This window comes from Streptomyces sp. NPDC030893, from assembly GCF_055571535.1.
In genome coordinates this window covers 29,664-53,576 of the sequence record NZ_JBVIFC010000013.1, presented here as the reverse complement: position 1 = coordinate 53,576, position 23,913 = coordinate 29,664, and the positions used below count along the sequence as shown (strand labels likewise).

Annotated in this window: 22 protein-coding genes and 1 pseudogene; 10 read left to right on the top strand and 13 right to left on the bottom strand. The window is 72.0% G+C overall.

Going from position 1 to position 23,913, the window contains the following annotated elements:
- The first annotated feature begins 504 nt into the window (after nucleotides 1-504).
- Complete coding sequence (locus ACZ434_RS23265) at nucleotides 505-894, top strand: hypothetical protein (RefSeq protein ID WP_468458816.1); 390 nt, start codon at nucleotides 505-507, stop codon at nucleotides 892-894.
- A 1,120-nt stretch (nucleotides 895-2,014) separates the two neighbouring features.
- Here the strand turns inward: ACZ434_RS23265 and ACZ434_RS23260 are convergent.
- On the bottom strand, nucleotides 2,015-3,310 hold the full coding sequence (locus ACZ434_RS23260; protein ID WP_468459147.1) for a VanZ family protein: 1,296 nt from the start codon (nucleotides 3,308-3,310) through the stop codon (nucleotides 2,015-2,017).
- Nucleotides 3,311-4,175: 865 nt separating this feature from the next.
- Between ACZ434_RS23260 and ACZ434_RS23255 the strand changes: the two are divergent.
- Nucleotides 4,176-4,361, top strand: a pseudogene (locus ACZ434_RS23255) (helix-turn-helix domain-containing protein); the annotation flags it as partial.
- A gap of 145 nt (nucleotides 4,362-4,506) precedes the next feature.
- On the opposite strand, the gene ACZ434_RS23250 reads toward ACZ434_RS23255, so the two are convergent.
- Entirely contained in the window at nucleotides 4,507-5,343 is an 837-nt protein-coding gene (locus ACZ434_RS23250; RefSeq protein WP_468458814.1) for a universal stress protein, read from the bottom strand.
- 299 nt (nucleotides 5,344-5,642) lie between these two features.
- Between ACZ434_RS23250 and ACZ434_RS23245 the strand changes: the two genes are divergently transcribed.
- On the top strand, nucleotides 5,643-6,113 hold the full coding sequence (locus ACZ434_RS23245) for a cation:proton antiporter regulatory subunit (RefSeq protein ID WP_468458812.1): 471 nt from the start codon (nucleotides 5,643-5,645) through the stop codon (nucleotides 6,111-6,113).
- 4 nt (nucleotides 6,114-6,117) lie between these two features.
- The gene (locus ACZ434_RS23240; RefSeq protein WP_468458810.1) at nucleotides 6,118-7,365 is read left to right on the top strand and encodes a cation:proton antiporter; all 1,248 of its coding nucleotides are present in this window, start codon (nucleotides 6,118-6,120) and stop codon (nucleotides 7,363-7,365) included.
- Nucleotides 7,366-7,400: 35 nt separating this feature from the next.
- Here the strand turns inward: ACZ434_RS23240 and ACZ434_RS23235 are convergent, their stop codons facing one another.
- Entirely contained in the window at nucleotides 7,401-8,471 is a 1,071-nt protein-coding gene (locus ACZ434_RS23235) for a DNA polymerase III subunit beta family protein (RefSeq protein WP_468458809.1), read from the bottom strand.
- 171 nt (nucleotides 8,472-8,642) lie between these two features.
- Between ACZ434_RS23235 and ACZ434_RS23230 the strand changes: the two genes are divergently transcribed.
- A complete protein-coding gene (locus ACZ434_RS23230) occupies nucleotides 8,643-8,948 on the top strand; it encodes a hypothetical protein (protein WP_468458807.1) in 306 nt (101 codons plus the stop codon).
- Here ACZ434_RS23230 and ACZ434_RS23225 read toward each other — a convergent pair.
- Together ACZ434_RS23225 and ACZ434_RS23220 are read right to left on the bottom strand one after the other, a co-directional pair.
- A complete protein-coding gene (locus ACZ434_RS23225) occupies nucleotides 8,914-9,402 on the bottom strand; it encodes a hypothetical protein (RefSeq protein ID WP_468458806.1) in 489 nt (162 codons plus the stop codon). The genes ACZ434_RS23230 and ACZ434_RS23225 overlap by 35 nt on opposite strands.
- A 195-nt stretch (nucleotides 9,403-9,597) precedes the next feature.
- Nucleotides 9,598-9,990 (bottom strand): DUF5997 family protein, encoded by a 393-nt coding sequence (locus ACZ434_RS23220; protein ID WP_468458805.1) that lies wholly within the window; start codon nucleotides 9,988-9,990, stop codon nucleotides 9,598-9,600.
- A gap of 58 nt (nucleotides 9,991-10,048) precedes the next feature.
- Here ACZ434_RS23220 and ACZ434_RS23215 point away from each other — a divergent pair, with 58 nt between their 5' ends.
- Complete coding sequence (locus ACZ434_RS23215; RefSeq protein WP_468458803.1) at nucleotides 10,049-10,822, top strand: LysR family transcriptional regulator substrate-binding protein; 774 nt, start codon at nucleotides 10,049-10,051, stop codon at nucleotides 10,820-10,822.
- 27 nt (nucleotides 10,823-10,849) lie between these two features.
- On the opposite strand, the gene ACZ434_RS23210 is transcribed toward ACZ434_RS23215, so the two are convergent.
- The 3 genes from ACZ434_RS23210 to ACZ434_RS23200 all read right to left on the bottom strand — a co-directional run bounded on the left by ACZ434_RS23210 (nucleotide 10,850) and on the right by ACZ434_RS23200 (nucleotide 13,116).
- A complete protein-coding gene (locus ACZ434_RS23210; RefSeq protein WP_468458801.1) occupies nucleotides 10,850-11,599 on the bottom strand; it encodes a DUF4142 domain-containing protein in 750 nt (249 codons plus the stop codon).
- A gap of 325 nt (nucleotides 11,600-11,924) precedes the next feature.
- Entirely contained in the window at nucleotides 11,925-12,620 is a 696-nt protein-coding gene (locus ACZ434_RS23205) for an HAD family hydrolase (protein WP_468458800.1), read from the bottom strand.
- A gap of 19 nt (nucleotides 12,621-12,639) precedes the next feature.
- Complete coding sequence (locus tag ACZ434_RS23200) at nucleotides 12,640-13,116, bottom strand: Lrp/AsnC family transcriptional regulator (RefSeq protein ID WP_468458798.1); 477 nt, start codon at nucleotides 13,114-13,116, stop codon at nucleotides 12,640-12,642.
- A gap of 205 nt (nucleotides 13,117-13,321) precedes the next feature.
- On the opposite strand from ACZ434_RS23200, the gene ACZ434_RS23195 reads away from it, so the two are divergent.
- Entirely contained in the window at nucleotides 13,322-14,809 is a 1,488-nt protein-coding gene (locus ACZ434_RS23195; RefSeq protein ID WP_468458797.1) for an FUSC family protein, read from the top strand.
- A gap of 72 nt (nucleotides 14,810-14,881) precedes the next feature.
- Nucleotides 14,882-15,916 carry a lactonase family protein gene (locus ACZ434_RS23190; protein WP_468458796.1) on the top strand — a complete coding sequence of 345 codons (1,035 nt, stop codon included), beginning with the start codon at nucleotides 14,882-14,884 and terminating at the stop codon, nucleotides 15,914-15,916.
- An 81-nt stretch (nucleotides 15,917-15,997) separates the two neighbouring features.
- Here the strand turns inward: ACZ434_RS23190 and ACZ434_RS23185 are convergent, their stop codons facing one another.
- Together ACZ434_RS23185 and ACZ434_RS23180 are read right to left on the bottom strand one after the other, a co-directional pair.
- Nucleotides 15,998-16,918: a sirohydrochlorin chelatase gene (locus tag ACZ434_RS23185; protein WP_468458795.1), complete on the bottom strand. Its 921-nt coding sequence runs from the start codon at nucleotides 16,916-16,918 to the stop codon at nucleotides 15,998-16,000.
- Nucleotides 16,919-17,002: 84 nt separating this feature from the next.
- Nucleotides 17,003-18,019 carry an N-acetylglucosamine kinase gene (locus ACZ434_RS23180; protein ID WP_468458794.1) on the bottom strand — a complete coding sequence of 339 codons (1,017 nt, stop codon included), beginning with the start codon at nucleotides 18,017-18,019 and terminating at the stop codon, nucleotides 17,003-17,005.
- A 149-nt stretch (nucleotides 18,020-18,168) separates the two neighbouring features.
- Between ACZ434_RS23180 and ACZ434_RS23175 the strand changes: the two genes are divergently transcribed.
- Nucleotides 18,169-18,846 (top strand): uracil-DNA glycosylase, encoded by a 678-nt coding sequence (locus tag ACZ434_RS23175; RefSeq protein WP_468458792.1) that lies wholly within the window; start codon nucleotides 18,169-18,171, stop codon nucleotides 18,844-18,846.
- A 141-nt stretch (nucleotides 18,847-18,987) separates the two neighbouring features.
- On the opposite strand, the gene ACZ434_RS23170 is transcribed toward ACZ434_RS23175, so the two are convergent.
- Together ACZ434_RS23170 and ACZ434_RS23165 are read right to left on the bottom strand one after the other, a co-directional pair.
- Nucleotides 18,988-20,142 carry a WD40/YVTN/BNR-like repeat-containing protein gene (locus ACZ434_RS23170; protein ID WP_468458791.1) on the bottom strand — a complete coding sequence of 385 codons (1,155 nt, stop codon included), beginning with the start codon at nucleotides 20,140-20,142 and terminating at the stop codon, nucleotides 18,988-18,990.
- A gap of 89 nt (nucleotides 20,143-20,231) precedes the next feature.
- Entirely contained in the window at nucleotides 20,232-21,920 is a 1,689-nt protein-coding gene (locus tag ACZ434_RS23165; RefSeq protein WP_468458789.1) for an acyl-CoA dehydrogenase family protein, read from the bottom strand.
- A gap of 72 nt (nucleotides 21,921-21,992) precedes the next feature.
- Here ACZ434_RS23165 and ACZ434_RS23160 point away from each other — a divergent pair, with 72 nt between their 5' ends.
- Nucleotides 21,993-22,748: a PaaX family transcriptional regulator C-terminal domain-containing protein gene (locus ACZ434_RS23160; RefSeq protein ID WP_468458788.1), complete on the top strand. Its 756-nt coding sequence runs from the start codon at nucleotides 21,993-21,995 to the stop codon at nucleotides 22,746-22,748.
- Between the two features lie 42 nt (nucleotides 22,749-22,790).
- On the opposite strand, the gene ACZ434_RS23155 is transcribed toward ACZ434_RS23160, so the two are convergent.
- Nucleotides 22,791-23,870 carry an NADH:flavin oxidoreductase/NADH oxidase gene (locus ACZ434_RS23155; protein ID WP_468458786.1) on the bottom strand — a complete coding sequence of 360 codons (1,080 nt, stop codon included), beginning with the start codon at nucleotides 23,868-23,870 and terminating at the stop codon, nucleotides 22,791-22,793.
- Between the last annotated feature and the right edge of the window lie 43 nt (nucleotides 23,871-23,913).

Below are 23,913 nucleotides of genomic sequence, written 5' to 3'. Positions count from 1 at the left end.
AGTAGTGAGGCCACGTCTCAACCGTGCCGGGGAACTGTCACCGGCGGATCACCTGGCTGTGATGTACGGCAAGTCGGCAGGAGGCTGGCCGTGGTCTCCGCAGAGTCTGAAGAACATCCTTCTGTCAGAAGCCGCCCTCGGGTACCTGATGCACCGCAACAAGCCCGTCCTCGGGAGGGAGGATGGTAACCCGGTACGGCGCTCTGTGAAGGACTGTGGGACCGGGCCACACATGAGGCACTCAGGAGCGCCATCTTCTCCCGGAAAGCCCCATGGACCCGCCGTTCCAACCGTGAATACCAGCTGACCACAGTCGCCTTGTGCGGACAGTGCCATACGCGTTTTTATCCCCAGACGTCGAAGGACGCTCCTCCGCGCTACACGTGTACGGCGCGGAACAAGGGCTGGCTGCAGGCGCAGCACTGCCAACCCGCCCCGCTCATCAACGCCCATCTTCTCGATGCCTACGTCGAGGAGTGGTTCCTCCGGGAGCTGGGTGACGGGGTGATCTACGAGATGGTGTACGACCCGGGCAACGGCATCGCCGAACGCGTGGCGGAGACCCGGGCCAGCCATGAACGGCGGCGAGCTGACCGTGAAGCCGGGCTGTACGACGCCTCGGACGATGCCGCGTGGTTCCGGGACCGGTACGCCGCGCTGGGACGGGAGCTGGCCGCTCTCGAGGCTGAGCCACAGCGGGCGCCTGGCATGGTCCGACGGCCGACGGGCGAGGTGGTCGCCGATCGTTCGTTCCGCGCTCCGGATGTGCGGGCGCGAAAGGAAATTCTGATCGACTTCGGCGTCAGGGTGACTCTCTTCCCGGCCAGTGCACCCGTTCGCTGGGTATCCGGTTTCATGCACGGTCCCGAACAGGACCCCATGGCCCGGCTGTAGGCAAGAAGCCCCTGGGCGGCGCCGGGCGCGCTGCCCAGGGGATTCATCGGCGGGCTGTCGGCGGTCGATCAGTCACGTGTTTTCTTACCGGTTGATGTCGGCCTGTGCAAGCCAACCTTCTCCAAGATCCTATGGGAGTGATGCACGACGACGAGATGAGTGATGTGACTCAAATGGGAGAGCGGTGGCTGCGTGAGAAGGCAGTGGCGGAACTGCTGGTCGAGAAGATGGATTCCGGTGCGCACTGGTTGATCAGGTCGTGGGATCGGCGGATAGACCGAGCGATCGCCGAGGCGTTGCCGGCGGAGCGATGTTTCAGTGCTGCCGAATCGTGCGAGTTGGTACAGACTCTTTTGACCGACGAGCTGTTGGTGCGAATCGCAGACGCAGGTGCCGTGTATATCGATCGCACCGGAATCGCGGAGGGGGGGTGTCTCTGTCGAGATGGCGGATGCACTGGATCGAGTGAGCAGTACGGGTGTCTATGCGGCTGCCGTTTTGGCGGCATATGTCGGAAGTCGATCACGCGGAACTGTTGAGGGGAAGTTCCTCAGGCGCCGTTTCTATTTCACCTCCAAGCCGTGCCGGATCTCGGGCCAGTCTTCATGCGGTCGACGTCCTGGGCGTTGAGTCTTCGGCTTCGAGACCCGGCCCGTAGCGGTGCTTTGAGGAGCGGAGCGTTGGGAGCATGGATTCCGCTTCGTCGAACGGATGTCCGCACACGGTCGGGCGTTGAGGTGGCTCTTGCTCAACCAGTAGGGCAACGCCTCTCTTGGGGGGAACCAGCAGTGCCGTTCCGGTTGGCCGCATAGCGCGAGCCTCGCAGGCCCGAGGGGCAGAGGAGGGAGTAGAGCTTCCTCTGCTCCACGCATGAAAATCGTCCGACCAGACGGGACAAGGGAAACCTGGCTTCACTTGGCTTCCTTGTACCCCGCGAGTGCGAGCGGCGTAGGCGTCAGTGAACGTTCACTGAGCACGATACGCAAAAGTGCCAGGCGCGGGAGATGCTGGAGCGGCCGAGCCATAGCTGGCGATCTACCCAACCTGCCCTTTACAGGCAGCATCGACAGGATAGATGGTGACGCAAACGGCACGAACGTGAATTTCGACTTCAACTACGTCACCGCTGCTCGCCGACGAGGGAATCGCCACTCGGCTGCGTAATAGACTCGGAGATGACATTGTGGATACTTCCGTCACTAGCATCCACAACAGCTGAATGCAGGATACTTCCTTCTCGGGCCGAGAGACGCCAATGTATGCGCCATCGGCCGTCGCGGCGCTCGGCCAGGTAAATCGGCTGCTCTCGATCTTCAACAGCCGCCTTGATCCTGAAGTGTTTCTCAAAGGCCTTCCACGCCTCGGCTTCGCCGACACGCTCCTGCGGAAGTTCAGGATCATCGATGCGCCTCACCATGAGATCGGTCATGCGCCCTGATGGCTCGATCACGATGTCAAGACGCATGGGCATCAATACTTCTCCGCGCCGCCTACGCCACTCTACAATCCAGCCAATATCGGACCGATCGTCGATGGCCCGTACGTTCACCTTGGAACCTTGAAGGGCCCAGGGAGCATACTGAGACGCATATCGAGTGGCAATAAGCTTCGCTTCCTGTGCGGTACGGGAAGGACGACTCACCTTGGGGATCTTGTACGCATAGACACCCTCCCCGTGGTAGGTCGGGGTGAGGTGCACTGTGAACTGCTCACGGTCAGGCCAGGTGATCTCGGCAAAACCACCGGGGATCTGGGCAGTGACCAACCCCTCGCCCTCGACATTCTCCAGATAATCGGCATTGTCGATTTCATATGCTCCGTAGAACGCCTCACCGAGAGCGACGTTGAGAGCTTGGACCTGGTCGGCATCGGCTGTCGGAACCGCAGTGGGCAGTACTGTGCGTACCGGGTGAATGAGCGTCAGCCAGGCTCCGACGACAAGAGTGGCGACAACCGCGCCCACCACAGTGGCACGTTTTATTATCGGCCGACTGATGGGCCGGGCGCCACGCGTGAAGCCGCGGATGACGGCACCAAGCACGACGCCCGCGAAAACCCCGGCGATGTTAGTGATCAGGTCATCGCTGTCACACAGGCGGCTGATGAAGGGGACGACCGCCTGCGAGGTTTCCACGGCCGCAACGAGCACAACGCCGACAGCCACGGAAAAGAACAGCCTTCCCGTAGAAAGGACAGCAAATATTCCAAACGGTATAAAAAGTAGCACATTGAGTTGACCCTGCACGCCGGCAAAGGCATCGAGCACGCTCGGGTTGATCGCACACTCGCCTGCCGCCACGCCACTGCCGGCCCACGTGGTGAGAATCAGCGGCCCCACGGTAGATGATGCCCAGAGCCCACAGAAGACGGCTCGGGCGCGGCCGGCACGACGCGCGACCGGAAAGTAGGCAGCCACTGCGGCCAAGAGCGTGACCGTAACGGCCAGAGCCAGAAACAATAGATGGCCCTGAAATACAGCGTGAATCACAAGAAATTCCCCACAACGCAATGAGGGCCCACGCATCCGGTAGGGAGGCGCGGGCCCTCGCAAGTGCCGGTTGAACTAACAGTTGTACGCCGGAGGCGTCACGTAGGTGCTGCCACCGGCGTAAAGCTTGCCGTAGGTCGCACTGCAACTTGAGCCAGCACTCCACGTCTTGTCGTAGTGGAAAGGAGTGTTGGACATGTTGATCGAACTGGACCAGACCGTCGAACCGCCCCGCTCGTAACCAAGCTTGCCCGAAAGGCTGCCACCACTCTTTCGGTAATATCCGACGTGAACCGAAGAGCCCTTGTTCGCGAGATGAATGGAAAGATATCCATTATCGAGGGTAGTGCACCGATCTCCGCGGGTAATATACCCGTCCCTGGGGCATGACGTCACCGCGGCGGAGGCCGGGAGGGCGCCAATACCAAGAGAGGCAATCGCGGTTGCGCAAATTACCGCTACACGTATACCTGACCGCACAAAAACCGTCCTTCATAGATGGCTTACCCACAGCCGTGAGCATGATCAAGATATACCCCACCTCTTTGAAACCCGCAATCTCGATCCCGCTCAAGCAGGGTTTGATGCAACTTCTCCTGAGGTTTGCCCTGTAAAAAATGACTCAACTGGACCACTGCGCCCCTTTTAATCGCCATAACCCTACTCTTGCCACGCGTATTGATATCTCCACTTTCATCGCTCCTTTTGTACCTCAAACCGGTACTGAACTTGATTGGGGGATGTCGGGCCATCGGCCCGACTGATGAGTGTCGAGTTCGGTAGGTCTGTGCGAGTGAGATGTGCACAGGGCGGCGGGCTGACCGACGCCGGCAGGGTCGCGCGGGAGCGCATCCGGCTTCAGGCCGTGAAGCGCTTCGAGCTCGGAGAGAAGAACAGGGAGATCGCCGCCGCGTTGCGTGTGTCGGAGTGGTCGGTGGAGCGCTGGCGGAAGACCTGGCGGGAGCGAGGCGAGGCCGGGGCTCCTGCGCAGCGGGCAAAGCGAGGCAAGGCTGGTGCCAGCAACTGCAATGCTCGACGGAGCGGCGCCCGCACCCTCCGCGCCCGCCGGCGGACCGCAGCGCCGGTCGCTTCCCCGGGGCCCGGGCCCGCCTCGTACCCCGGCCTCAGCTCTCGGCGCGGACCACCGTGACCGGGCAGTCGGCGTGATACAGCAGCGCCTGGCTGACCGAACCGAGCAGCATCCCGGTGAAACCGCCGTGTCCCCGGGCCCCCGTCACCACCAGCTGGGCCTCCCGAGTCGCGTCGAGCAGGGCGTGACGCACCCGCGCCCGCTCCAGGCGCAGTTCCACCGCGACGTCCGGGTGGGAGGTCCGCCACGGCGCCACCGCCTCCTCCAGCAGCCGCCGGTGCCGCTCCTGGAGCCGGTCGAGATCCACCACCACGTTCAGCGGATCGGCCGGGCCCTCGTACGGCGTCGGCTCGCTCCAGGTGTTCCACACGTGCATCGCGACCAGCGGGGCCCCGCGCAGTGTGGCCTCGGCGAAGGCGAAGGACGCGGCCGCGGCGCCGGCCGGTGACCCGTCCACGGCGAGCAGGACCGGTCCCGTCGGGTCCTTCCGGCCCCGTACCACCATCAGCGGACCGTGGCCGTGTGCCGCCAGCTGCACGACCGTCGAACCCAGCAGCAGGCCACCGAAGCCGGTGTGACCGCGCTCGCCGACCACCGTCAGCACCGCGTGCCGCGACTCGCTGCGCAGCACCGTCAGCGTCTCGCCGGACGCCACGGTGCGGGTGATCTCCAGTCCCGGTGTGCGGTCATGGGCGCGCTGCTCGGCCTGCGCCAGCACTCCGTGGATCATCGGGTCCAGGTCGGCGGGGCGGCTGAAGGCGTGCACGATCCGCAGCCGCGCGCCGCGCAGCCGCGCCTCCCGGGCCGCGGTGTCCACCGCGGCGAGGCTGGACGGCGAACCGTCCACTCCAACGATCACTGTGTCGTCCACGTCACACTCCCGTCCCCGGCGGCGCGTCCGAGTACCCACCACGCGGGCTGCGTACGCGTCATGGCGCCGGCCCGCGCGCAAGGCTTCGATCTGCGGAAAGACGGTCTCCGCCGACAGCCTTTCCGCTGCCCGGGGCCCCTGTCCATCCGTGACGACACCCATGTTCCGGCCGTTTGGCGGGATGGCACCATTACCGCCGTGGGGGTCGGTCACCAGGGCCGCGGGACGGCCGGTCCGGCACCCCGCACCGGATGACATCAGAAGAATCGGGAAGGGGACGGGCTGTGCCTGCTCCACGCATGAGCGCGACGCCGCTGCCGGGCATCGGCGTGAAATACGACCTCACCACGCGTGAGCACGAGCACCTGTCCGTGATCGCGCACCGCGACGGTGCCCGCACGGTCAACGTCTACCGTTCCGACGACCCGGACGCCTGCGCCCGGTCGCTGCGCCTGACCGTCGCCGAGTCGGCCGCGCTCATCGACGCGCTGATGCCCGCCCACCACAGCCCGAACCTGCTGCACACCACCGATCTCGGCCTGGTCGCCGAGCGCATCGAACTGTCGTCCGTCTCGCACTGGAACGGCCGGCTGCTGGGCGACACCCGGATGCGCACCGACACCGGAGTGTCCATCGTGGCCGTGCTGCGGCGGGCGGAGGCGATCCCGTCCCCCGCGCCGGACTTCCGGCTGGCCGGCGGGGACACGCTGATCATGATCGGCACCCGCGAGGGCATCGACGCCGCCGCCGCGATTCTCGGGCGGGAGTGAGCGAGTGCATTCTTCCGCGATCTTCCTGATCGAGTTCGGCGCGATCATCCTGGGGCTCGGCCTGCTGGGGCGCCTCGCCGGACGCCTCCAGTTCTCCCCGATCCCCCTCTACCTGCTGGCCGGCCTCGCGTTCGGCGAAGGCGGGCTGCTGCCGCTCGGCGCGAGCGAGGAGTTCGTCGCGATCGGCGCCGAGATCGGCGTGATCCTGCTGCTGCTCATGCTCGGCCTGGAGTACACGGCCAGCGACCTGGTCTCCAACCTCAAGACCCAGTACCCCGCCGGTCTCGTGGACATGGCGCTCAACGCCCTGCCCGGCGCCGCCCTGGCACTGCTCCTCGGCTGGGGCCCGGTCGCCGCCGTCGTCCTGGCCGGCGTCACCTGGATCTCCTCCTCGGGCGTTATCGCGAAGGTCCTCGGCGACCTCGGACGGCTCGGCAACAGGGAGACACCGGTCATCCTCAGCATCCTGGTGCTGGAGGACCTGGCGATGGCCGTCTACCTGCCGATCATCACCGCCCTGCTGGCCGGCGTCAGCCTCGCCGCGGGCAGTGTCACGCTGGCCATCGCGCTGGGCGTCGCCGGGATCGTGCTGTTCGTCGCGGTCCGCTACGGGCGGGTCATCTCCCGGTTCGTCTCCAGCGACGACCCGGAGAAGCTGCTGCTGGTCGTGCTGGGGCTCACCCTGCTGGTCGCGGGCCTGGCCCAGCAGCTGCAGGTGTCGGCGGCCGTCGGCGCGTTCCTGGTGGGCATCGCCCTGTCCGGTGAGGTCGCCGAGGGCGCGCACAACCTGCTCGCGCCGCTGCGGGACCTGTTCGCCGCCGTGTTCTTCGTCTTCTTCGGTCTCCACACCGATCCGCAGTCCATTCCGCCGGTGATCCTGCCCGCCTTCGCGCTGGCCGTCGTCACCGCGCTGACGAAGATCGCCACCGGGTACTGGGCCGCGCGCCGGGCCGGGATCTCCCCCAAGGGCCGCTGGCGCGCGGGCGGGACCCTGGTCGCCCGCGGCGAGTTCTCCATCGTCATCGCCGGACTCGCGGTCACCGCCGGCATCGAGCCGGACCTCGGCCCGCTGGCCACGGCGTACGTGCTGGTCCTGGTCGTGCTCGGCCCGCTCACCGCCCGCTACACCGAGCCCGTCGCGCTGGCCCTCACGGCCCGCCGCACGGCCGCCGCCGACGCCGTGCCCGCACAGAGCACGACGCCGGCCGCGGAGACGCTGGAACCCGTGGAGGACAGCGGCGTCGAACGCTGAACCGCCGGTGTCCCGCCCGGGTCCGACGACAGGCCCTAGTTCTCCAGCCGTACCGGCATCAGCAGCGAGAACGTGTGCTCGTCGTCCGGACGGCGGACGGCGAGGGGCGCCGTGGGAGCACCCGACTCGACGACCAGCCGGTCGCGGGCTCCCGCGGCCAGCGCCTCCAGGAGGAACGCCCGGTTGACGGCGACGAGGTCGTCGCCGGTCGCCCCCTCGCCGGCGACGGTGAGCGATCCGTCGTCCGACACCGCCAGCACGCTGAGCTCGCAGGAGGCGCCGTCCTGCTCGCGCACGGGACCGGTGCGCACCGCCTCCCGGAACGCCGGCACGTCCACGACGGTGCGCCGCCCGTCCGGGAGACGCACCAGCCGCCGGTAGTCGGGGAAGTCCTGGCCGAGGCACCGGCCGGCCGTCTGCCGGTCCCCGGCGCGCAGGGTCACACGGTCACCGTCCACCGCGAGCCGTACCTCCTGGTCGCCGTCGAGCAGCGCCCGCATCGCGTCGGCGAGCGGCAGGGGCACGGTCACCTGCACGCGGGGTCCGTCGTGCCCGGCGGCGGGGGTGCGGGCCACGGCCAGCCGGTACCGGTCGGTGGCGACGACGCGCACCGCGTCGCCGTCGACGTCGAAGTGGATCCCGGCGAGCATCGGCAGCTCCGGGTCGGTGCCGGCCGCGAACCGGACCGCGTCCAGCGCGGTGGCCAGTCCGGGGCCGGAGAGGGACAGCCGGACGGCGGTGTCGGTACGGAGCGAGGTCATGGGGTTCTCCCTGTGGTCGAGTAGGGCTCGGAGTGCGGAGAACTCCTCACGGGCATGGGCCAGCCCCTGTTCCAGCCGGCGCAGATGCGCCTCCAGGAGCTGCCGTACGAGATCGGTGTCGGCGCCGGTCCAGCCGGCCAGCACCAGCCGGATGTCCGCCAGCGGCATGCCGGCCCGGCGCAACCGGGCCAGCAGCCGGGCCTCGTCCAGCTGCCCGGGGGCGTACCAGCGGTAGCCGCTCACCGGATCCACCCGGTCGGGGACCAGGACTCCGGCCCGGTCGTAGAACCGCAGGGCACTCACGCCCAGCCCGCTCTCCCGGGCCATCTCACCAATGCTGCGCATCTCGCTCTCCACATCCGTGACCCTGGTCCCTCGACAAGGTCGAGGGTCAACCCGGGCCCCGGAACGGCCGTCGTGCGCCGTTCGGGGGCCGTGCGGGTGACGGCTTCATCCTGTCGGGTGGACCCGGAGCTCTCGGGCGTACCACCGGCGCACGAGGCGCGTTCCCCCGGCATGGACAGCACTGGGACGGCGCGGCGCCTTCTCGGGCACGACGCCACGCGCCGGACGTACGCGGAACTCACCAGCGGATACGCGGGCCACACGCCGATCTACACGGCGCTGGTCGCGGAGTGGCGGGCCAGGGGTCACACGGTCCCGGAACACCGCGACGGCCTGTGGGCCTCCTTCGCCGCCCCGACCGTGAGCGAGCGGGCGACGGTGCTGCCCGTGCCGTTCCCGGTCCCGTCGCCCCTCCTGGGGCCGCGGCCCGAGGAGGAGCCGCTCACCAGCAGTCCGGCCCCGCCGGCTCCGCGCTGACCGGCGCGAGTACGGCGAGCGTCCCGGTCGCCTTGCGCAGGGCCAGTTCCAGCGGCGCGGGGGAGTGCAGGGCGCCGGTGCCGTCCGGGGGCACGAGCCACTCCAGCCGCCCGGCGGGCCGGTACGGCGGCGGTACGGCGACCCAGGAGCCCCGGCCGACGTGCCGCACCCCGAACCCCACCCACTCGCTCACCGGATCGGGCGGCAGGAAGAAGCCCACCCGGCGGGCCGTGACGTCCACCAGCGTGGGCCCGGGTGCCTTCAGCGGGTCCCGCCACAGGATGTCCAGGGCGAGCAGCCCGAGCCGGTCGGGCACGCTGAGCACGTCCCAGTACCGGCCCGCCGCGAGCAGCGCCGTCCCCTTGCCGTGATCCCACTCGCGCTTGCACTCCTGCGGGTCCGTGGCCGCCGCGGCCAGCCACTCGACGGCTTGCTTCCACATGACGCTGTGCATGTCCCACCCCGGGCGCGGTCGGCCGCGCCGCTGCGGGCGCGTGCGGTAGGGGTCATGCTCGTAGATATTTCTATCCACCGGAAGGGTGGCGCGGGCTGGCGTTTCCGGCCGCCACCCTCGCGGGCCCGCGGCGACGGGAACGCCCCCGGAACCGGAGGACCGGCCGGGGGCGTCCGAAGCGGGAGGCGGGGAGCGTCAGTTGTCGCGTTCCGCGCGCTCGGCGTTCCGCTTCTTGATGCGTGCGGCTTCCTTGCGGACCTCGGCCTGGGTGGCCCGCTCCCGCTCCAGCCACTCGGGGCGCTCCTGCTTGAGCGTCTCGATCTGCTCGGTGGTGAGGGGCTCGGTGACTCCGCCGCGCGCGAGACCGGCGATGGAGACGCCCAGCTTCGCCGCGACCACCGGACGGGGGTGCGGACCGTCGCGCCGCAGGTCCCGCAGCCACTGCGGCGGGTCCGCCTGGAGCGCGTTCAGCTCGGCGCGTGAGACGGCACCCTCCCGGAACGCGTCGGGGGTGGCCTCGAGGTACACACCCAGCTTCTTCGCCGCGGTCGCGGGCTTCATCGTCTGGGTGCTCTGGTGTTGCGTCATGGCGTCCAGGGTATCGAGCGTGTGCCCGACCGCCGACCACGGCCGGTAACCTGGCCAGGTGACAGGCTCGGAAGTCCCCCCTTCGTTCCGGCTCGTGTACGTACCCGGCGTGATGCCCGGCAAATGGGCGCGCATCTGGAACGAGCGGCTGCCCGATGTCCCCCTGGACCTCACCCAGGTGCCCGCGTCGGCGGCGCAGGACCTCCTGCGGGAAGGCGGTGCCGACGCGGGCCTCGTCCGGCTGCCCGTCGACCGTACGGTGCTCAGCGCGATCCCCCTCTACACCGAACAGACCGTCGTCGTGGTGCCGAAGGACCATCTCGTCACGGCCGCCGACGCGGTGTCCCCGGAGGACCTGGCCGACGACATCGTGCTGCACCCCCTCGACGACGTCCTCGCGTGGGACGCCCTGCCCGGGCGGCCCGCGCTGGAACGGCCCGCCACCACGGCGGACGCCGTCGAACTCGTCGCGGCCGGGATCGGCGTCCTCGTCGTGCCGCTGTCGCTCGCCCGGCTGCACCACCGCAAGGACCTCACCCACCGGCCGCTCGAACCGGCCCCGGAGTCGGGTGTGGCGCTGGCGTGGCCCGAGGCGGCGACGACGGACCGGGTGGAGGACTTCATCGGCATCGTCCGCGGCCGGACCGTCAACAGCACCCGCGGCCGCCCGCGGCCCGCACCGGAGAAGAAGCGCGAGGGCACCGACCCCGGCGGCACCCGGCGCCGGCAGCAGGGCGGGACGTCCCGCGGGACCGGCGGCCGCGCCCGCCGCTCCGGCACCGGCGGCACGGCGAAGAACCCGCGGCGGGGCAGGCCCCGCCGCGGGTCGTGACCGTCCGGGACGGCGCCGGGCCGGCCCCTACTTGACCGTCGGGGAGGGGGACGGTGCCGGGGAGACCGTGTTGAGGTCCTCGAGCCCCTTGGGGATCTCCAGCACGAGGACCGGCGCACCCGCCGCCGGCGCCGGCGGGGTCACCTGCTCCAGCGGCATCTTGGGCGGGCTGGTCTGCTGGAAGTTGACCTGCTCGTGATTGACCAGCCCCGTCGCCTCCAGCACCGTGATGTGGTCGAGCACGGTGTCGTTCGCCTGGTCCGCGAGCTGCCGCACCAGGGTGTTCCGGGTGTTGGCCCGGATCTTGGCGATGGCCGGGAAGATCTGCCCGTGCGTCACCCGCATGATGTTCACCGCGATGGAGTCGAACTCCTTGCCGCTGCTGGTCTTCACGGTCTCCACGAACCCCTCCTGCTGCGGTGACGCCTGGTTCGGCAGGGTGATGCCGAGCTCCAGGGAGATCTTGCGGCAGGATTCGTCGAGCCGGCCGTGCCCGACGACCAGATGCTCGCCCGCCTCCTTCATCTCGGGCGTCGTCCCCCGCTCCATCGCCAGCAGCCCCAGCGGGTGCTCCCACAGTCCGGCCGCGCGCACCTTCACCACGAAGTCACGGTCCGCCTCGGTCAGCGGGCCGTAGTTCGTGTTGGCCACCACCCGGTCCTGCTTGGTCGATGTGTTCTGAACGCCCAGCATGGTGGGGTAGGCGAGCGCGGTGAGGGTGAGGATCATGGCTCCGCCCACGAACGCGGTACCTGCCGTGCTGCGCGAGATGCGCATCGTGCCTCCTGGGATGTGAACGGCCCAACAGCAGGAGGTACGGATACCGGGCGCAGGACAATCACCGATCGGGAAAGAATTTTCGGACGGTCCGGGCCGTCCGCGGGTGGTCGGCCGCGCCGTGGCCCCCGCCTCCGGGCCGTCCGCGGGGCCCGGCATACCGGCCCCGACCACGGCCGCACGCGTGTGACCAGTGCTTCCTCGCCGGGGAAGGGAGCCCGGGCCCAGTGGCAGCGCGACGCCGCGCCACCCCGGCGGGGGCGGCGACGCCGGAGCCCGACGTGCCGAAGATCACACAGGGCGTCCGCGCGGACGGTGACGCCGGTCAGGAACGCCGGGCGGACTCCGCCAGCCACGTGAGCGCCGCCCGCGCGGTGAACTCCGCCTGTCCGCCCCGCAGCAGCAGACCGGCGGTGGCGAACTCGGGCGCGTCGGCCTGCGCGGCGACATAGGGGACGGCGATGCAGCGCATCCCGGCCGCGTGCGCGGCCGCGGCGCCCGGGGCCGCGTCCTCGACCACCACGCAGTCGGCCGGATCCGCGCCGAGCCTGCGGGCCGCCTCCAGAAAGACATCGGGAGCCGGCTTGCCGCGGGCCACCTCGTCGGCCGAGACGACGGTGCGCAGATGCGCGTCCAGACCCGTGCCGGCCAGGATCGTCCCGATCGCCTCGGGCGTCGACCCCGAGGCCACGGCCATCGGCACGCCCTCGGCCGCCAGCAGCTCGACGAACGCCCGCATCCCGGGGAACACCCGGGTCGAGGCGCCGGCCAGCCTCAGATAGTGGCGGTTCTTGACCTCGACCAGTTCCTCCACCGGGGCGGACAGTCCGTACCGGGTGCGCCAGTCGGCGATCGTCTCGCGGGTGCTGATCCCGACGTACCGCTCGTGCTCGGCCCAGGAGAAGCCCGGGACCCCGTACTCGGCGAGCGTGCGCCGGCCCGCCTCGTAGTAGTTCGGCTCGCTGTCCACGAGCGTTCCGTCGAGATCGAAGACGACCGAGAGAGTGCCGAGGGTGCTCATGGGGACAGCATCGCAGGGTTCACTTCCGCACCGTCCGGCCGATCGACTCCACCAGCGGCAGCAGCCGGTGCGGGACGCGTTCGCGCAGCGCCACCTCGCTGCGGGTGCGGACCACCCCCGGCAGGCTGATCAGCTTCTGGACCACGTCCTCCAGATGAGCGTTGTCGCGCGCCACGACCCGGGTCAGCAGGTCGCCGCCACCCGTGATGGAGAAGGCCTCGACGATCTCCGGCACGGCCGCCAGCGCGTCGCCCACCTCGTCCAGATGCCCCTGGGTGACCTCGATGTGCACGAACGCCAGCACGGGGTGGCCCAGCGCGGCCGGGGAGAGGGCGGGACCGGTGCCGGTGATCACCCCCTCGCGCTCCATCCGGTCGAGACGGGCCTGGAGGGTGCCGCGGGCGACCCCGAGGATCCTCGCGTACTCCCGCACGGAGGTGCGCGGCTGTTCCAGCAGCAGCCGCAGGATGCGGGTGTCGAGTTCGTCCACCGCCATGAGGTCCCGCTCCCGGTGTCGGCCATTGGCACGGCGATGGCCGGAGAAGTGCCGAGAACACTGTACCGATGGCCCACCCGGACAAGAAGCTGTTGAGCCACTGGTGGGAGGGATGCTGATATGGAGACGTCGATGGCGCTGCGGACCCCGCGGCGCCTTTCTCATGCCACGACACACACCATCGAACCTCAGGGAGCGGCAGGAAGTGCTGAAGAGGGTGTTCACCGCCCCGGACCCGGGCCGGGCACGGCTGCGCTTCGCCGCGCGGGCCGTGCTCGGCATCGGGCTGGCCGTCGTCGTCTGCGGCCTGGCCGGGCACACGCTCACCGGTGTCGTCACCGGCGGGCTCGCCGCGCTGCTCGCCCTGTTCACCGTCACCGACGCCACGGTCCGGGCACAGGCGGTCACCACCGCGCTGCTGCCCGCCGCGGGCCTGCCGGTGCTCGCCGCCGCGGCCCTGCTCCACGACCACCCGGTCGCCCGCGACCTCACCTTCCTCGCCGTGGTCGGGCTCGGGGTGTACGCCCGGCGCTGGGGCCCCCGCGGGCACAGCCTCGGCGTCTTCGCCTTCATGACGTACTTCGTCGCCCAGTTCCTGCACACCCGGCCGGACCAGCTGCCCGAGCTGTACGCCTCCGTCCTGCTGTCCGTGCTCGCGGCGGCCGTGGTGCGCTTCGCGCTGTGGTGCTACGAGCGGCGGCTGCCCCCGCCCGCCGTGCCGGCCCCGCCCGCCGGCACCGGGCTGGCCCGGGTGACCACCCGCCAGGCCGTCCAGGCGACCGCCGGCGCGGGCTTCGCCCTGGTCGTCGGCCAGCTCGTGTCGGGGGAGCGCTGGTACTGGGCGGTCGGCGCCACCTGGTGGGTCTTCGTCAACACCGCCTCGCGCGGCGAGACCCTGGTACGCGGCTTCCGACGCGTACTGGGCACGGTCGTCGGCATCGCGCTCGCCCTGTTCGTCGCCGTCCCCGTGCACGGCGGGGCGCCGCTCACGGCGCTGGTCGTCGCCGTCTGCGTCTTCGGAATCTTCTACACGGCCGCCGTGTCCTACACCTGGATGATGCTCTGGGTGACCGTGCTCGCCGCCATGCTCTACGGGCTGCTGGGCGTACTGACCCCCGAGCTGCTGGCCCTGCGGCTGGTGGAGACCGCCGTCGGCGCGCTCGGCGCCGCGCTGGCGGTGGCGTTCGTCCTGCCCGTGACCACGCACAGCGCCACGGACGGCTGGATCCAGCGGGCGCTGCGCTGCGTCCACGCGTGCACCGCGGAGGCCGCCGCGCGGCTGGCCGGGGCCGCGGACGCCGACCCGGCGCCGAGGGTGGCGGAGCTGGAACAGCTGCTGACCCGGGTGCGCCTCTCGGTCGCCCCGCTGGTGCACCCGCTCAACCCCGTGCTCGGCCGCAAACGGCGCGCCCGCCGGGTCCTCGCCCTGCTCGACGACTGCGCCCGCGAGATCCGCGGCCTCGTCGCCGTCGCCGCCGACCCCGAGGCCTCCCGCGACGCCCGGCTGGCCGCCGCCTGCCGACGCGTGGAGGCCGCGGTCGAGGCGCTCACCACGGGCCGGGACATCGAGGTACGGACCGCCCCGGCGGAGTCCGGGCCCGCCCTCGCCCACCTCCACGGCCTGGAACGCGCCCTCGCGGAACTCGCCGCCCCCCTGCGCACGCCCTCCCGCCCGCCGCTGGTCGGGGCCTGACCGGCGCGCAGCCCGGTGTGATCGGCGGCTGTTACCGTCACCGGGGTCGGTATCGGACGAGAGGGGACAGCCGTGGCGGACGGCAGACGGCGGGCGTTCATCGGATCGTTCACGGCGGCGGGAGGCCCGGGCATCGTCACCGCCGCCGTCGCCCCCGGCAGCGGCGCGCTGACACAGCTGGGCGCCCTGGACGCCCTGCCCGACCCGTCCTGGCTGGCGCTGTCTCCGGACGGCCGCACGCTGTACGCGGTCAGCGAGACGGCCGAGGGTGCCGTGGCCGCCTTCCACGTCACCGGGGACGGTCCGCGCCCCGCCGGGCGCGAGGTTCCCGTGGACGGCAGCGGACCGACCCACCTGAGCCTCTTCGCCGGGCACCTCCTCACCGCGAACTACGGCTCCGGCAGCGTCAGCGCCGTCCCGCTCCGGGAGGACGGCACGCTCGCGCGGTCCGTCTCCGGCGTCCTCCGGCACAGCGGCTCCGGCCCCCACCCGCAGCGCCAGCAGGGCCCGCACGCCCACCAGGTACAGCCCGACCCGAGCGGCCGCTGGGCGGTCGGGGTCGATCTCGGCACCGACTCGGTACGGGTGTGCACGCTGGCCGGCGGCGCCCTCGTGCCGCACCGGGAGACCGCCCTGCGCCCGGGCTCGGGGCCGCGGCACCTCGCCTTCCACCCCGGCGGTTCCCACGCGTACGTCCTCAACGAGCTCGCCCCGACCCTCGTCGTCTGCCGCTGGGACGCCGCCGGCGGCGCGCTGAAACCGCTCGCGGAGGTCCCCGTGCTGCCCGGCACCCCGGCCGGGGACGCCTACCCGTCCGGGGTGGCCGTATCGGCGGACGGCCGCTATCTGTGGACCGCGACGCGCGGGGAGGACGTGCTGTCCGTGTTCGCGGTGGAGGAGCGGGGCGCGGCGCTCACCCTGCTCACCACCGTGCCCTGCGGCGGCCACTGGCCCCGCGCGGTCACGGTGGCCGACGGCGTCCTGTACGTGGCCAACGAGCGCTCCGGCGACGTGACCTGGTTCGCCCTCGACCCGGACACGGGGGTGCCGAGGCGCGGCGGCTCGATCCCGGTGCCGGCCGCGTCGTGCGTGGTGGTCACCGGCTGACCGCGGCGCCCGGACCCGACGAAGGGCCCGCTCCGGAAGACGGAGCGGGCCCTTTCGGCGTCCTGCGTGAGCCGGTCCGCGTCAGCGGGCCGGGGTGCCCTGCGCCTGCTGCGGGGCGATGCCCAGGGCGGTCGTGTACTTGGCCAGGGCCAGCTTGCCGATCGCCGGGTAGGGGCCGAGCGCCTCGGCGGCGGAGCAGCCCGCCTCCCTCGCGGCCTCCTCGACCAGGCTCGCGTCGATCTCCGGGCCGATCAGGTACGGCGCGAGCGCCAGCTGCTGCGAACCCGAGCCGCGCAGCTGCTCGGCCACGGAGGCGATGGAACCCTCCTGGTCCAGGGCCGCCGCCATCACCGGCACGGCGAGGCGCGCGGCGAGCAGCATGCCGGTGATCCCGGCCGCCTGCACGGCCTCGTCACCGCCCACGGAGGCCAGGATGATGCCGTCCGCCGCGGTCGCCACGGTGAACAGCCGGGCGCGGTCGGCGCGGGCCAGACCGGCCTCCGACAGCCGCACGTGCAGCGCCTCGGCGAGCAGCGGGTGCGGGCCCAGCACATCGGTCAGCTCGGCGGCGACACGGCTGTCCATCACGGCCTGGCGGACCTGGCGCAGCAGCGCGCTGTCCGGGCCGGCCAGCAGCGGCACGACGACGGCGACGGGACCGTCGGGCTCCTTGACGTCCATACCGGCGGCACGGGCCTGCTCGAAGCGGGCGGTGCGCTCCCCGGCCGCGTGCGCGAGCACGGACGCCAGCGAGGGGAACTCCTCGTCACCGTCGAGGTAGCCGATCCGGGCGTCCAGACCGGGCAGCTCGGAACGGGCGATGCTCACGACCTCTTCGGCGAGCGAGCGGGTGGCACTACTGGGCGCACCCGGCACGGCGAGGACGAGCGCGGGCGCGTCCTCGGGAGCCACCAGCGGCTCGGGACGGCGGTGCCGCCCGGGCTGACGGGGGCGCGGCATTCGTACTGGCAGGCCGGACGCGGGCCCAGTGGGGGTGCTCATGTTGCGGCATGTTAGTGGCTTCCTGGGCTCCCCTGTTCGGGGAGGGTGCAGGTGAGCGGTATCCGTCCGGTTTTGTCTGATGAGTTACGTACGTGCATCGGCCGCGCGGGTGACGTCCTCACCTGCCGGAGCTGTCACGCACAGCAGAGTCGCATCACTCGGAAGGGTGAACGAGCCGGCGATGAGGTCCTCCGCGATCCGCACCGCCCCGTCCAGGGGATCCCCCGCGGCCCGCACCCGCCGCGCCCCCGGCAGCCGCCTCGCCAGCTCCTCCTCCACGGGGACGAGCAGCGGGGCTCCCAGGCGGAAGAGGCCGCCGGTGAGGCCGACCGCCGGCTCGCCCTCCGCCGGGCACACCGCCGCCGCGGAGTCGGCCATGTGCCGTGCCGCCGCCCGCAGGATGTCCACGGCGACCCGGTCCCCGCCGGCCGCGCACTCGCCCACCCGCGGCGCGAAGGACGCGAGCACGGCCGGCCGGTCGGTGCGCGGATACAGCCGGCCCGGCAGCCCGGTCAGGGGCCCGAACACGTCCTCGGCGCTCGCCCTCAGCCGCGCCGAGCCGCCCTCCCGGCCGTCGTGGGCGCGCAGCGCCGCCTCCAGGCCCGCCCGGCCGATCCAGGCACCGCCCCCGCAGTCACCGAGCAGATGCCCCCAGCCGTCCGCCCGGCGCCATGCCGTCAGATCGGTGCCGGTGGCGACGAGGCCCGTACCGGCGGCGACCACCGCACCGGGCCGCGGCCCCAGGGCGCCGACGTACGCGGTGACCGCGTCGGCCGCCAACGCCACCCGCCGCACCCCCAGTTCACGGGCGAGCGCGCCCGGCAGCGCGGCGCGCAGCGCATCCCCCAGGCTGGCCATCCCGGCCGCGCCGACGACGGCCGCGCGGAGCTGCCCGATCCCGGCCTCGGCGCACAACGACCGCGCCACCGGCACCAGTTGCTCCATGAGATGCGCGGGGTCGATGCCCCGGGACCCGGTCCGCACCGGTACGTCGGAGGCGGCCCGGGCCAGCGGACCACGCCCGCCGTCCCCGACGACGACCCGCAGGCCCGAGCCCCCGGAGTCCACGGCGAGATAGCCGGGCCCGGTCACCGGACACATGGAGCTCCCCTTCCCCTTCGGGCCGGCCGCGCTGTCCCTGGACCGGCCGGGTACGACGGGGAGGAAGACTAGCCGTTCCGTCCCGGGAGGGCGCTGTCCCGCGGGCACTCGGGTGTGAGCCGGGGCCCCGTTGTCGCTAGAGTCCGTGCGTGGCACCAAGACCTTTGCATGAACTGGTGGAAGCGGGCTGGGCGAAGGCCCTCGAACCGGTGGCCGGCCGAGTCGCCGAGATGGGGGACTTCCTGCGCGCGGAGATAGCCGCGGGGCGCACCTATCTGCCCTCCGGCCCTCACGTCCTGCGAGCCTTCCAGCAACCCTTCGACGACGTGCGGATCCTGATCGTCGGTCAGGACCCCTACCCGACACCCGGTATGGCGATCGGACTGAGCTTCGCGGTGGCGCCCGAGGTGAGGTCCCTGCCGGGCAGCCTGGAGAACATCTTCCGGGAGATGCACTCCGACCTGGGCCTGCCCCGGCCGTCCAACGGGGACCTGACTCCGTGGACCGAGCAGGGCGTGCTGCTGCTCAACAGGGCGCTGACGACGGCCCCGCGCAAGCCGGCCGCCCATCGGGGCAAGGGCTGGGAGGAGGTCACCGAGCAGGCGATCCGCGCGCTGGCGGGGCGGGGCAAGCCCCTGGTCTCCATCCTGTGGGGGCGGGACGCCCGCAACTGCCGTCCGCTGCTCGGGGATCTGCCGGCGATCGAGTCGGCCCACCCGTCACCCATGTCGGCCGACCGCGGCTTCTTCGGCTCGCGTCCGTTCAGCCGGGCCAACGACCTGCTGCTCCGCCAGGGCGCGCAGCCCGTGGAGTGGCGCCTGCCCTGACCCTGGGACGCGGCAGGCCGCCCCCGGGCGGCCGGCAGCGTCGTGCCGGAACGAACGCCCGGCCCGCCCGCCGTGGCGCGGAGCGTGCGGTCCGCACACCCGTGCCCGGGGAGGGGCCGCCGCCGGGGACACCGCGCCGGCTCAGCCGACGACCGCCGCCCGTACGCACAGCACGTCCGGCAGGTGCGACGCCAACTGCCGCCAGCTGTCGCCGTCGTCGGCCGACGCGTACACCTCGCCGTTGCGGTTGCCGAAGTAGATCCCGGCCGGATCCGCGCCGTCGTGGCACATCGCGTCGCGCAGCACCGTGCCGTAGTGGTCCTCCTGCGGCAGCCCCGCCGTGAGCGGCTCCCAGCTCGCCCCGGCGTCCGCCGTCCGGTAGACCCGGCAGCGCCGGCCGGCCGGGACCCGGTCGGAGTCGGCGTTGATCGGGAACACGTACGCCGTGTCCCCGCGGTGGGGGTGCGCGACCACCGCGAAGCCGAACGTCGACGGCAGCCCCTCGCCGATGTCCGTCCAGTGCCCGCCCGCGTCGTCGCTGCGGTACACCCCCCAGTGGTTCTGCAGATACAGCCGGTCCGGGTCCGCCGCGTCCCGGGCGACCTTGTGCACGCACTGGCCGAACTCCGGGTCGGGGTCCGGCAGGAACACCGCGGAGACCCCGGAGTTGGACGGCGCCCAGCTCGCCCCGCCGTCCAGGGTGCGGAAGACGCCGGCGGTGGAGACGGCCACCGTCACCGCCCGCGGATCGCGCTCGTCGGTCAGGACGGTGTGCAGGCCCTCACCGCCGCCGCCCGGCATCCACGTGTCCCGGGTGGGATGCTCCCACAGCGGCCGGACCAGCTCGAAGCTCTCCCCGCGGTCCTCCGAGCGGTACAGCGCGGCCGGTTCCGTACCCGCGTACACCACGTCCGGTTCGGCCGCGGCGGGGTGCAGCTGCCAGACCCGCTCCAGCGAAGCGCCCGTGTCCTTGGGGAACTTGACGGCCGGCCGGGCCGGTTCGGTCCAGCTGCGGCCCAGGTCGTCGGAGTGGAACACCGAGGGGCCCCAGTGCGCGCTGTCCCCGCCGGCCAGGAGCCGGGGCTTCGCCCCGCGCGTGTCGATGGCGACCGAGTACACGGCCTGTGCGTTGAAATACGGACTTTCGTCGAACTCCCAGACGCCACCCCGCCGGCGTCCGATGAACAGACCCTTGCGGGTGCCCACCGCGAGCAGTACCTCGGTCATGCCGATCACCTCCGCGACGTCGTCCTCGACGTCCTGGTTCAGGTCACCGGCCAGTCTGCACCCCACCACTGACAGTCACCTGTGGATCAGGGCGCGCCGCAGGTCACGCCGTGTGCCGAACGGCCGCGGTCCGCCGTGGGCCCTGCTGGACGGCGAGGTCAGTCGCGCCCGGGCAGGGCACGTCCGAGGATCGCGTCCACGCCGGCCGTCGCGGGCAGGGTGCCGAAGGCGTGCCCCCAGTCGCCGCCCAGCCGCGTCGCGCAGAAGGCGTCGGCGACCGCGGGCGGGGCGTGCCGGACGAGGAGGGAGCCCTGGAGCGTCAGCGCCATCCGCTCCACCAGCCGGCGGGCGCTCGCCTGCGACCCCTCGGCCAGCTGGTCCTTCAGCCCGGCCACGGCCGCGTCCAGCCGGGCGTCCGCACCGCGCGTCAGGGCGAGTTCGTCGAAGAGCGCCTGCGCGGTGGCCGGGTCACGGCCGAGCGCCCGCAGTACGTCGAGCGCGTTGACGTTGCCCGAGCCCTCCCAGATCGACAGCAACGGGGCCTCGCGGTAGTGCCGGGGCATGCCCGAGTCCTCGACGTACCCGTTGCCGCCGAGGCACTCGAGCGCCTCGGCGGTGAAGGCGGGGCCGCGCTTGGTGACCCAGTACTTGCCGACCGCGGTCGCGATCCGGCGGAAGGCGGCCTCCCCGGCGTCCCCGCGCACCGCGCGGTCGGCCGCTCCGGCCAGCCGCAGGGTGAGGGTCGTGGCGGCCTCGGACTCCAGCGCCAGGTCGGCCAGTACGTTGCGCATCAGCGGCTGGTCCACCAGCCGCGCCCCGAACGCGCTGCGGTGCCGCACGTGGTGGCCCGCCTCGACCAGCGTCTTGCGCATCAGCGCCGCCGACATCATCACGCAGTCCAGCCGGGTGCAGTTGACCATCTCGATGATGGTCTTCACGCCGTGCCCCTCGGGCCCGACCAGCCAGGCCACCGTCCCGTCGAACTCGGGCTCGGAGGAGGCGTTGGACCGGTTGCCCAGCTTCTCCTTCAGCCGCTGGATGCGGAAGGTGTTGCGGGTGCCGTCCGGCAGCACGCGCGGTACGAGGAAGCACGACAGTCCGTCCGGGGCCTGGGCCAGCACCAGGAAGACGTCGCACATCGGCGCCGAGGTGAACCACTTGTGCCCGCGCAGCGTGTAGACGCCCGGCTCGGTGGTCGGGGTCGCGGTGGTGGTGTTGGTGCGGACGTCCGAGCCGCCCTGCTTCTCCGTCATCCCCATGCCGGCCAGCAGTCCGCGCTTCTCGGCCGGCACCCGCAGGCCGGGCTCGTACTCCCGGCCGGTCAGCAGCGGCTCGTACACCTTCGCGAGCTCCGGCTGCCGGCGCAGCGCGGGCACCGCCGCGTAGGTCATGGACGTCGGGCAGCCGTGTCCCGCGTCGGTGTGCCCCCACACCAGGCCGCCCGCGGTGCGGACGACGTGCGCGCCCGGCCGGTCGTCCGCCCAGGGGGCGGCGGCCAGGCCCTCGGCGACGGCCGTGCGCATCAGGTGGTGCCAGCTCGGATGGAACTCGACCTCGTCGATCCGGTGCCCGTACCGGTCGTGGGTGCGCAGTTCGGGCTCATGGCGGTTGGCCTGATCGCTCCACTCCTGCACCTGCGCGCTGCCGGCCAGCCGGCCGAGCCGCCGCAGCTCCTCCTCGGCCCAGCCGGCTCCCTCCCGCCGCAGGCCCTCCAGCAGGGCGGTGTCGTCGGAGGCGTCGTACGGGGTCAGGGGCGGGGACTGGTTGGTGACGTCGTGTGTGAGGTCACGGGTGGCGCCGTGCGCGCCCGGGTCCTGCTGCCGCTCGTCCGCGAGTGTGGTGGCCATGAGGCCGAGTGTTGCACTCCTCCTGCGGTCGCAGCAATCGTGCAACGTGATTGGCGCGTAGAGTACGGCACCATGCGGAGGAACGAACCGGCGTCGGACGAACCGCTGCTGCGTCCTCTCTCCGCGCGGTCGGTGGTCCTGAGCCTGCTGCTCGGCACCCACCCGCCGGAGCTCCCGGCGAAGGAGATCGGACGGCTTCTGGAGGGCTTCGGCGTCGGCGGCTCCACGCTCCGCGCGGCGCTCAGCCGGATGGTCGCCGCCGGTGACCTGCGGCGCACGGAGGGCGGCTACCGCCTCAGCGACCGGCTGCTGGAACGCCAGCGCCGCCAGGACGAGTCCGTACGGCCGCGCACGCGCGTGTGGGACGGCGACTGGGAGCTGGTGCTGATCACCGCGACGGGCCGCGGTCCCGCCGAACGGGCCGACCTGCGCACCCGGCTCACCGGACTCCGGCTCGCCGAACTCCGCGAGGGGGCGTGGATGCGCCCCGCCAATCTGGAACGCCCTCTGCCCGCCGCGCTGGACGAGGTGGCCGAGCGCTGCACGGCCCGGCCCGGCCGGCCCGCCGGGGAGCTCGCCGCGCGCCTGTGGCCGCTGGACGCCTGGTCGGGGACGGCCCGCGCGCTCCTCGGGCACATCGGCGGCGCGGCCGGCCCCGCCGACCGGCTCGCCGTGTTCGCCGCCGTCGTGCGGCATCTGCTCGCCGACCCCGTGCTGCCGCCCGCCCTGCTGCCCGCCGACTGGCCGGGCGAGGCGCTGCGGGCCGCGTACGCCGGTTACCGGCGGGAGCTGACGGGGGAGGTCCGTTCGCGGGCGGGCGGGGCCTGAACGCGCGGGCGCACGTGTGCGGCGGCCGGCGGGGCGGGCCGGTCAGACCGAGCGGTGGTACTGATCCGGCACGTGGACCGTGCCGCCCAGCTCACGGGCCGCGTGCCGGGCCCACGAGGGGTCGCGGAGCAGCTCGCGGCCGAGGAGCACCGCGTCCGCCTCTCCGTTGGCCAGGATCTTCTCCGCCTGCCCGGCCTCGGTGATCAGACCCACGGCGGCGACCGGCATCGGCGTCTCGTTCCGCACGCGCGCGGCGAAGGGCACCTGGTAGCCGGGCCCGGTCGGAATGCGCACGTCGGGGGCGTTGCCGCCGGTGGAGACGTCGAGCAGGTCGATACCGTGGGCGTGCAGGTCGGCGGCGAAGCGGACGGTGTCGTCCGCGCTCCAGCCGGACTCCTCCAGCCAGTCCGTGGCCGAGATGCGGAAGAACAGCGGCTTGTCCTCCGGCCAGACCTCGCGCACGGCGTCGACGACCTCGAGCGCGAAACGCGTCCGGTTCTCGTACGAACCGCCGTAGGCGTCCGTGCGGTGGTTGGAGTACGGGGAGAGAAACTCGTTGATCAGATAGCCGTGGGCGCCGTGGATCTCGGCGATCTCGAAACCGGCGGCGAGCGCCCGGCGGGCGGCGTCGCGGAACCGGCCGACGATCTCCCGGATCTGCCCGGTGGTCAGCTCGTCGGGCACCGGATGTCCCTCGGCGAAGGCGAGCGGGCTCGGGGCCGCCGGCTGCCAGCCGTGCGCCTCCGGCCCCACCGGCGCGCCGCCCTTCCAGGGCCGGTCGGTCGACGCCTTGCGGCCGGCGTGTGCGAGCTGGACGGCGGGGACGGTGCCCTGCGAGACGAGGAAGCGGGTGATCCGGCGGAAGGCCTCGACCTGTGTGTCGTTCCAGATGCCCAGGTCGTACGGTGAGATGCGGCCCTCGGGTGACACGGCGGTGGCCTCGATGACGATCAGGCCCGTGCCGCCGGCCGCGCGGGCCGCGTAGTGCGCGAAGTGCCAGTCGCCGGGGGCGCCCGCCCCGGGTCCGTCCGGCGCTGCCGAGTACTGGCACATCGGGGCCATCCACACCCGGTTGGGGATCGTCACGTCGCGCAGGGTGTAGGGCTCGAACAGCGTGCTCACGGGGGGCTCCATTCGGTGTGGACCGGGTGCGGGCTGGTTCGTA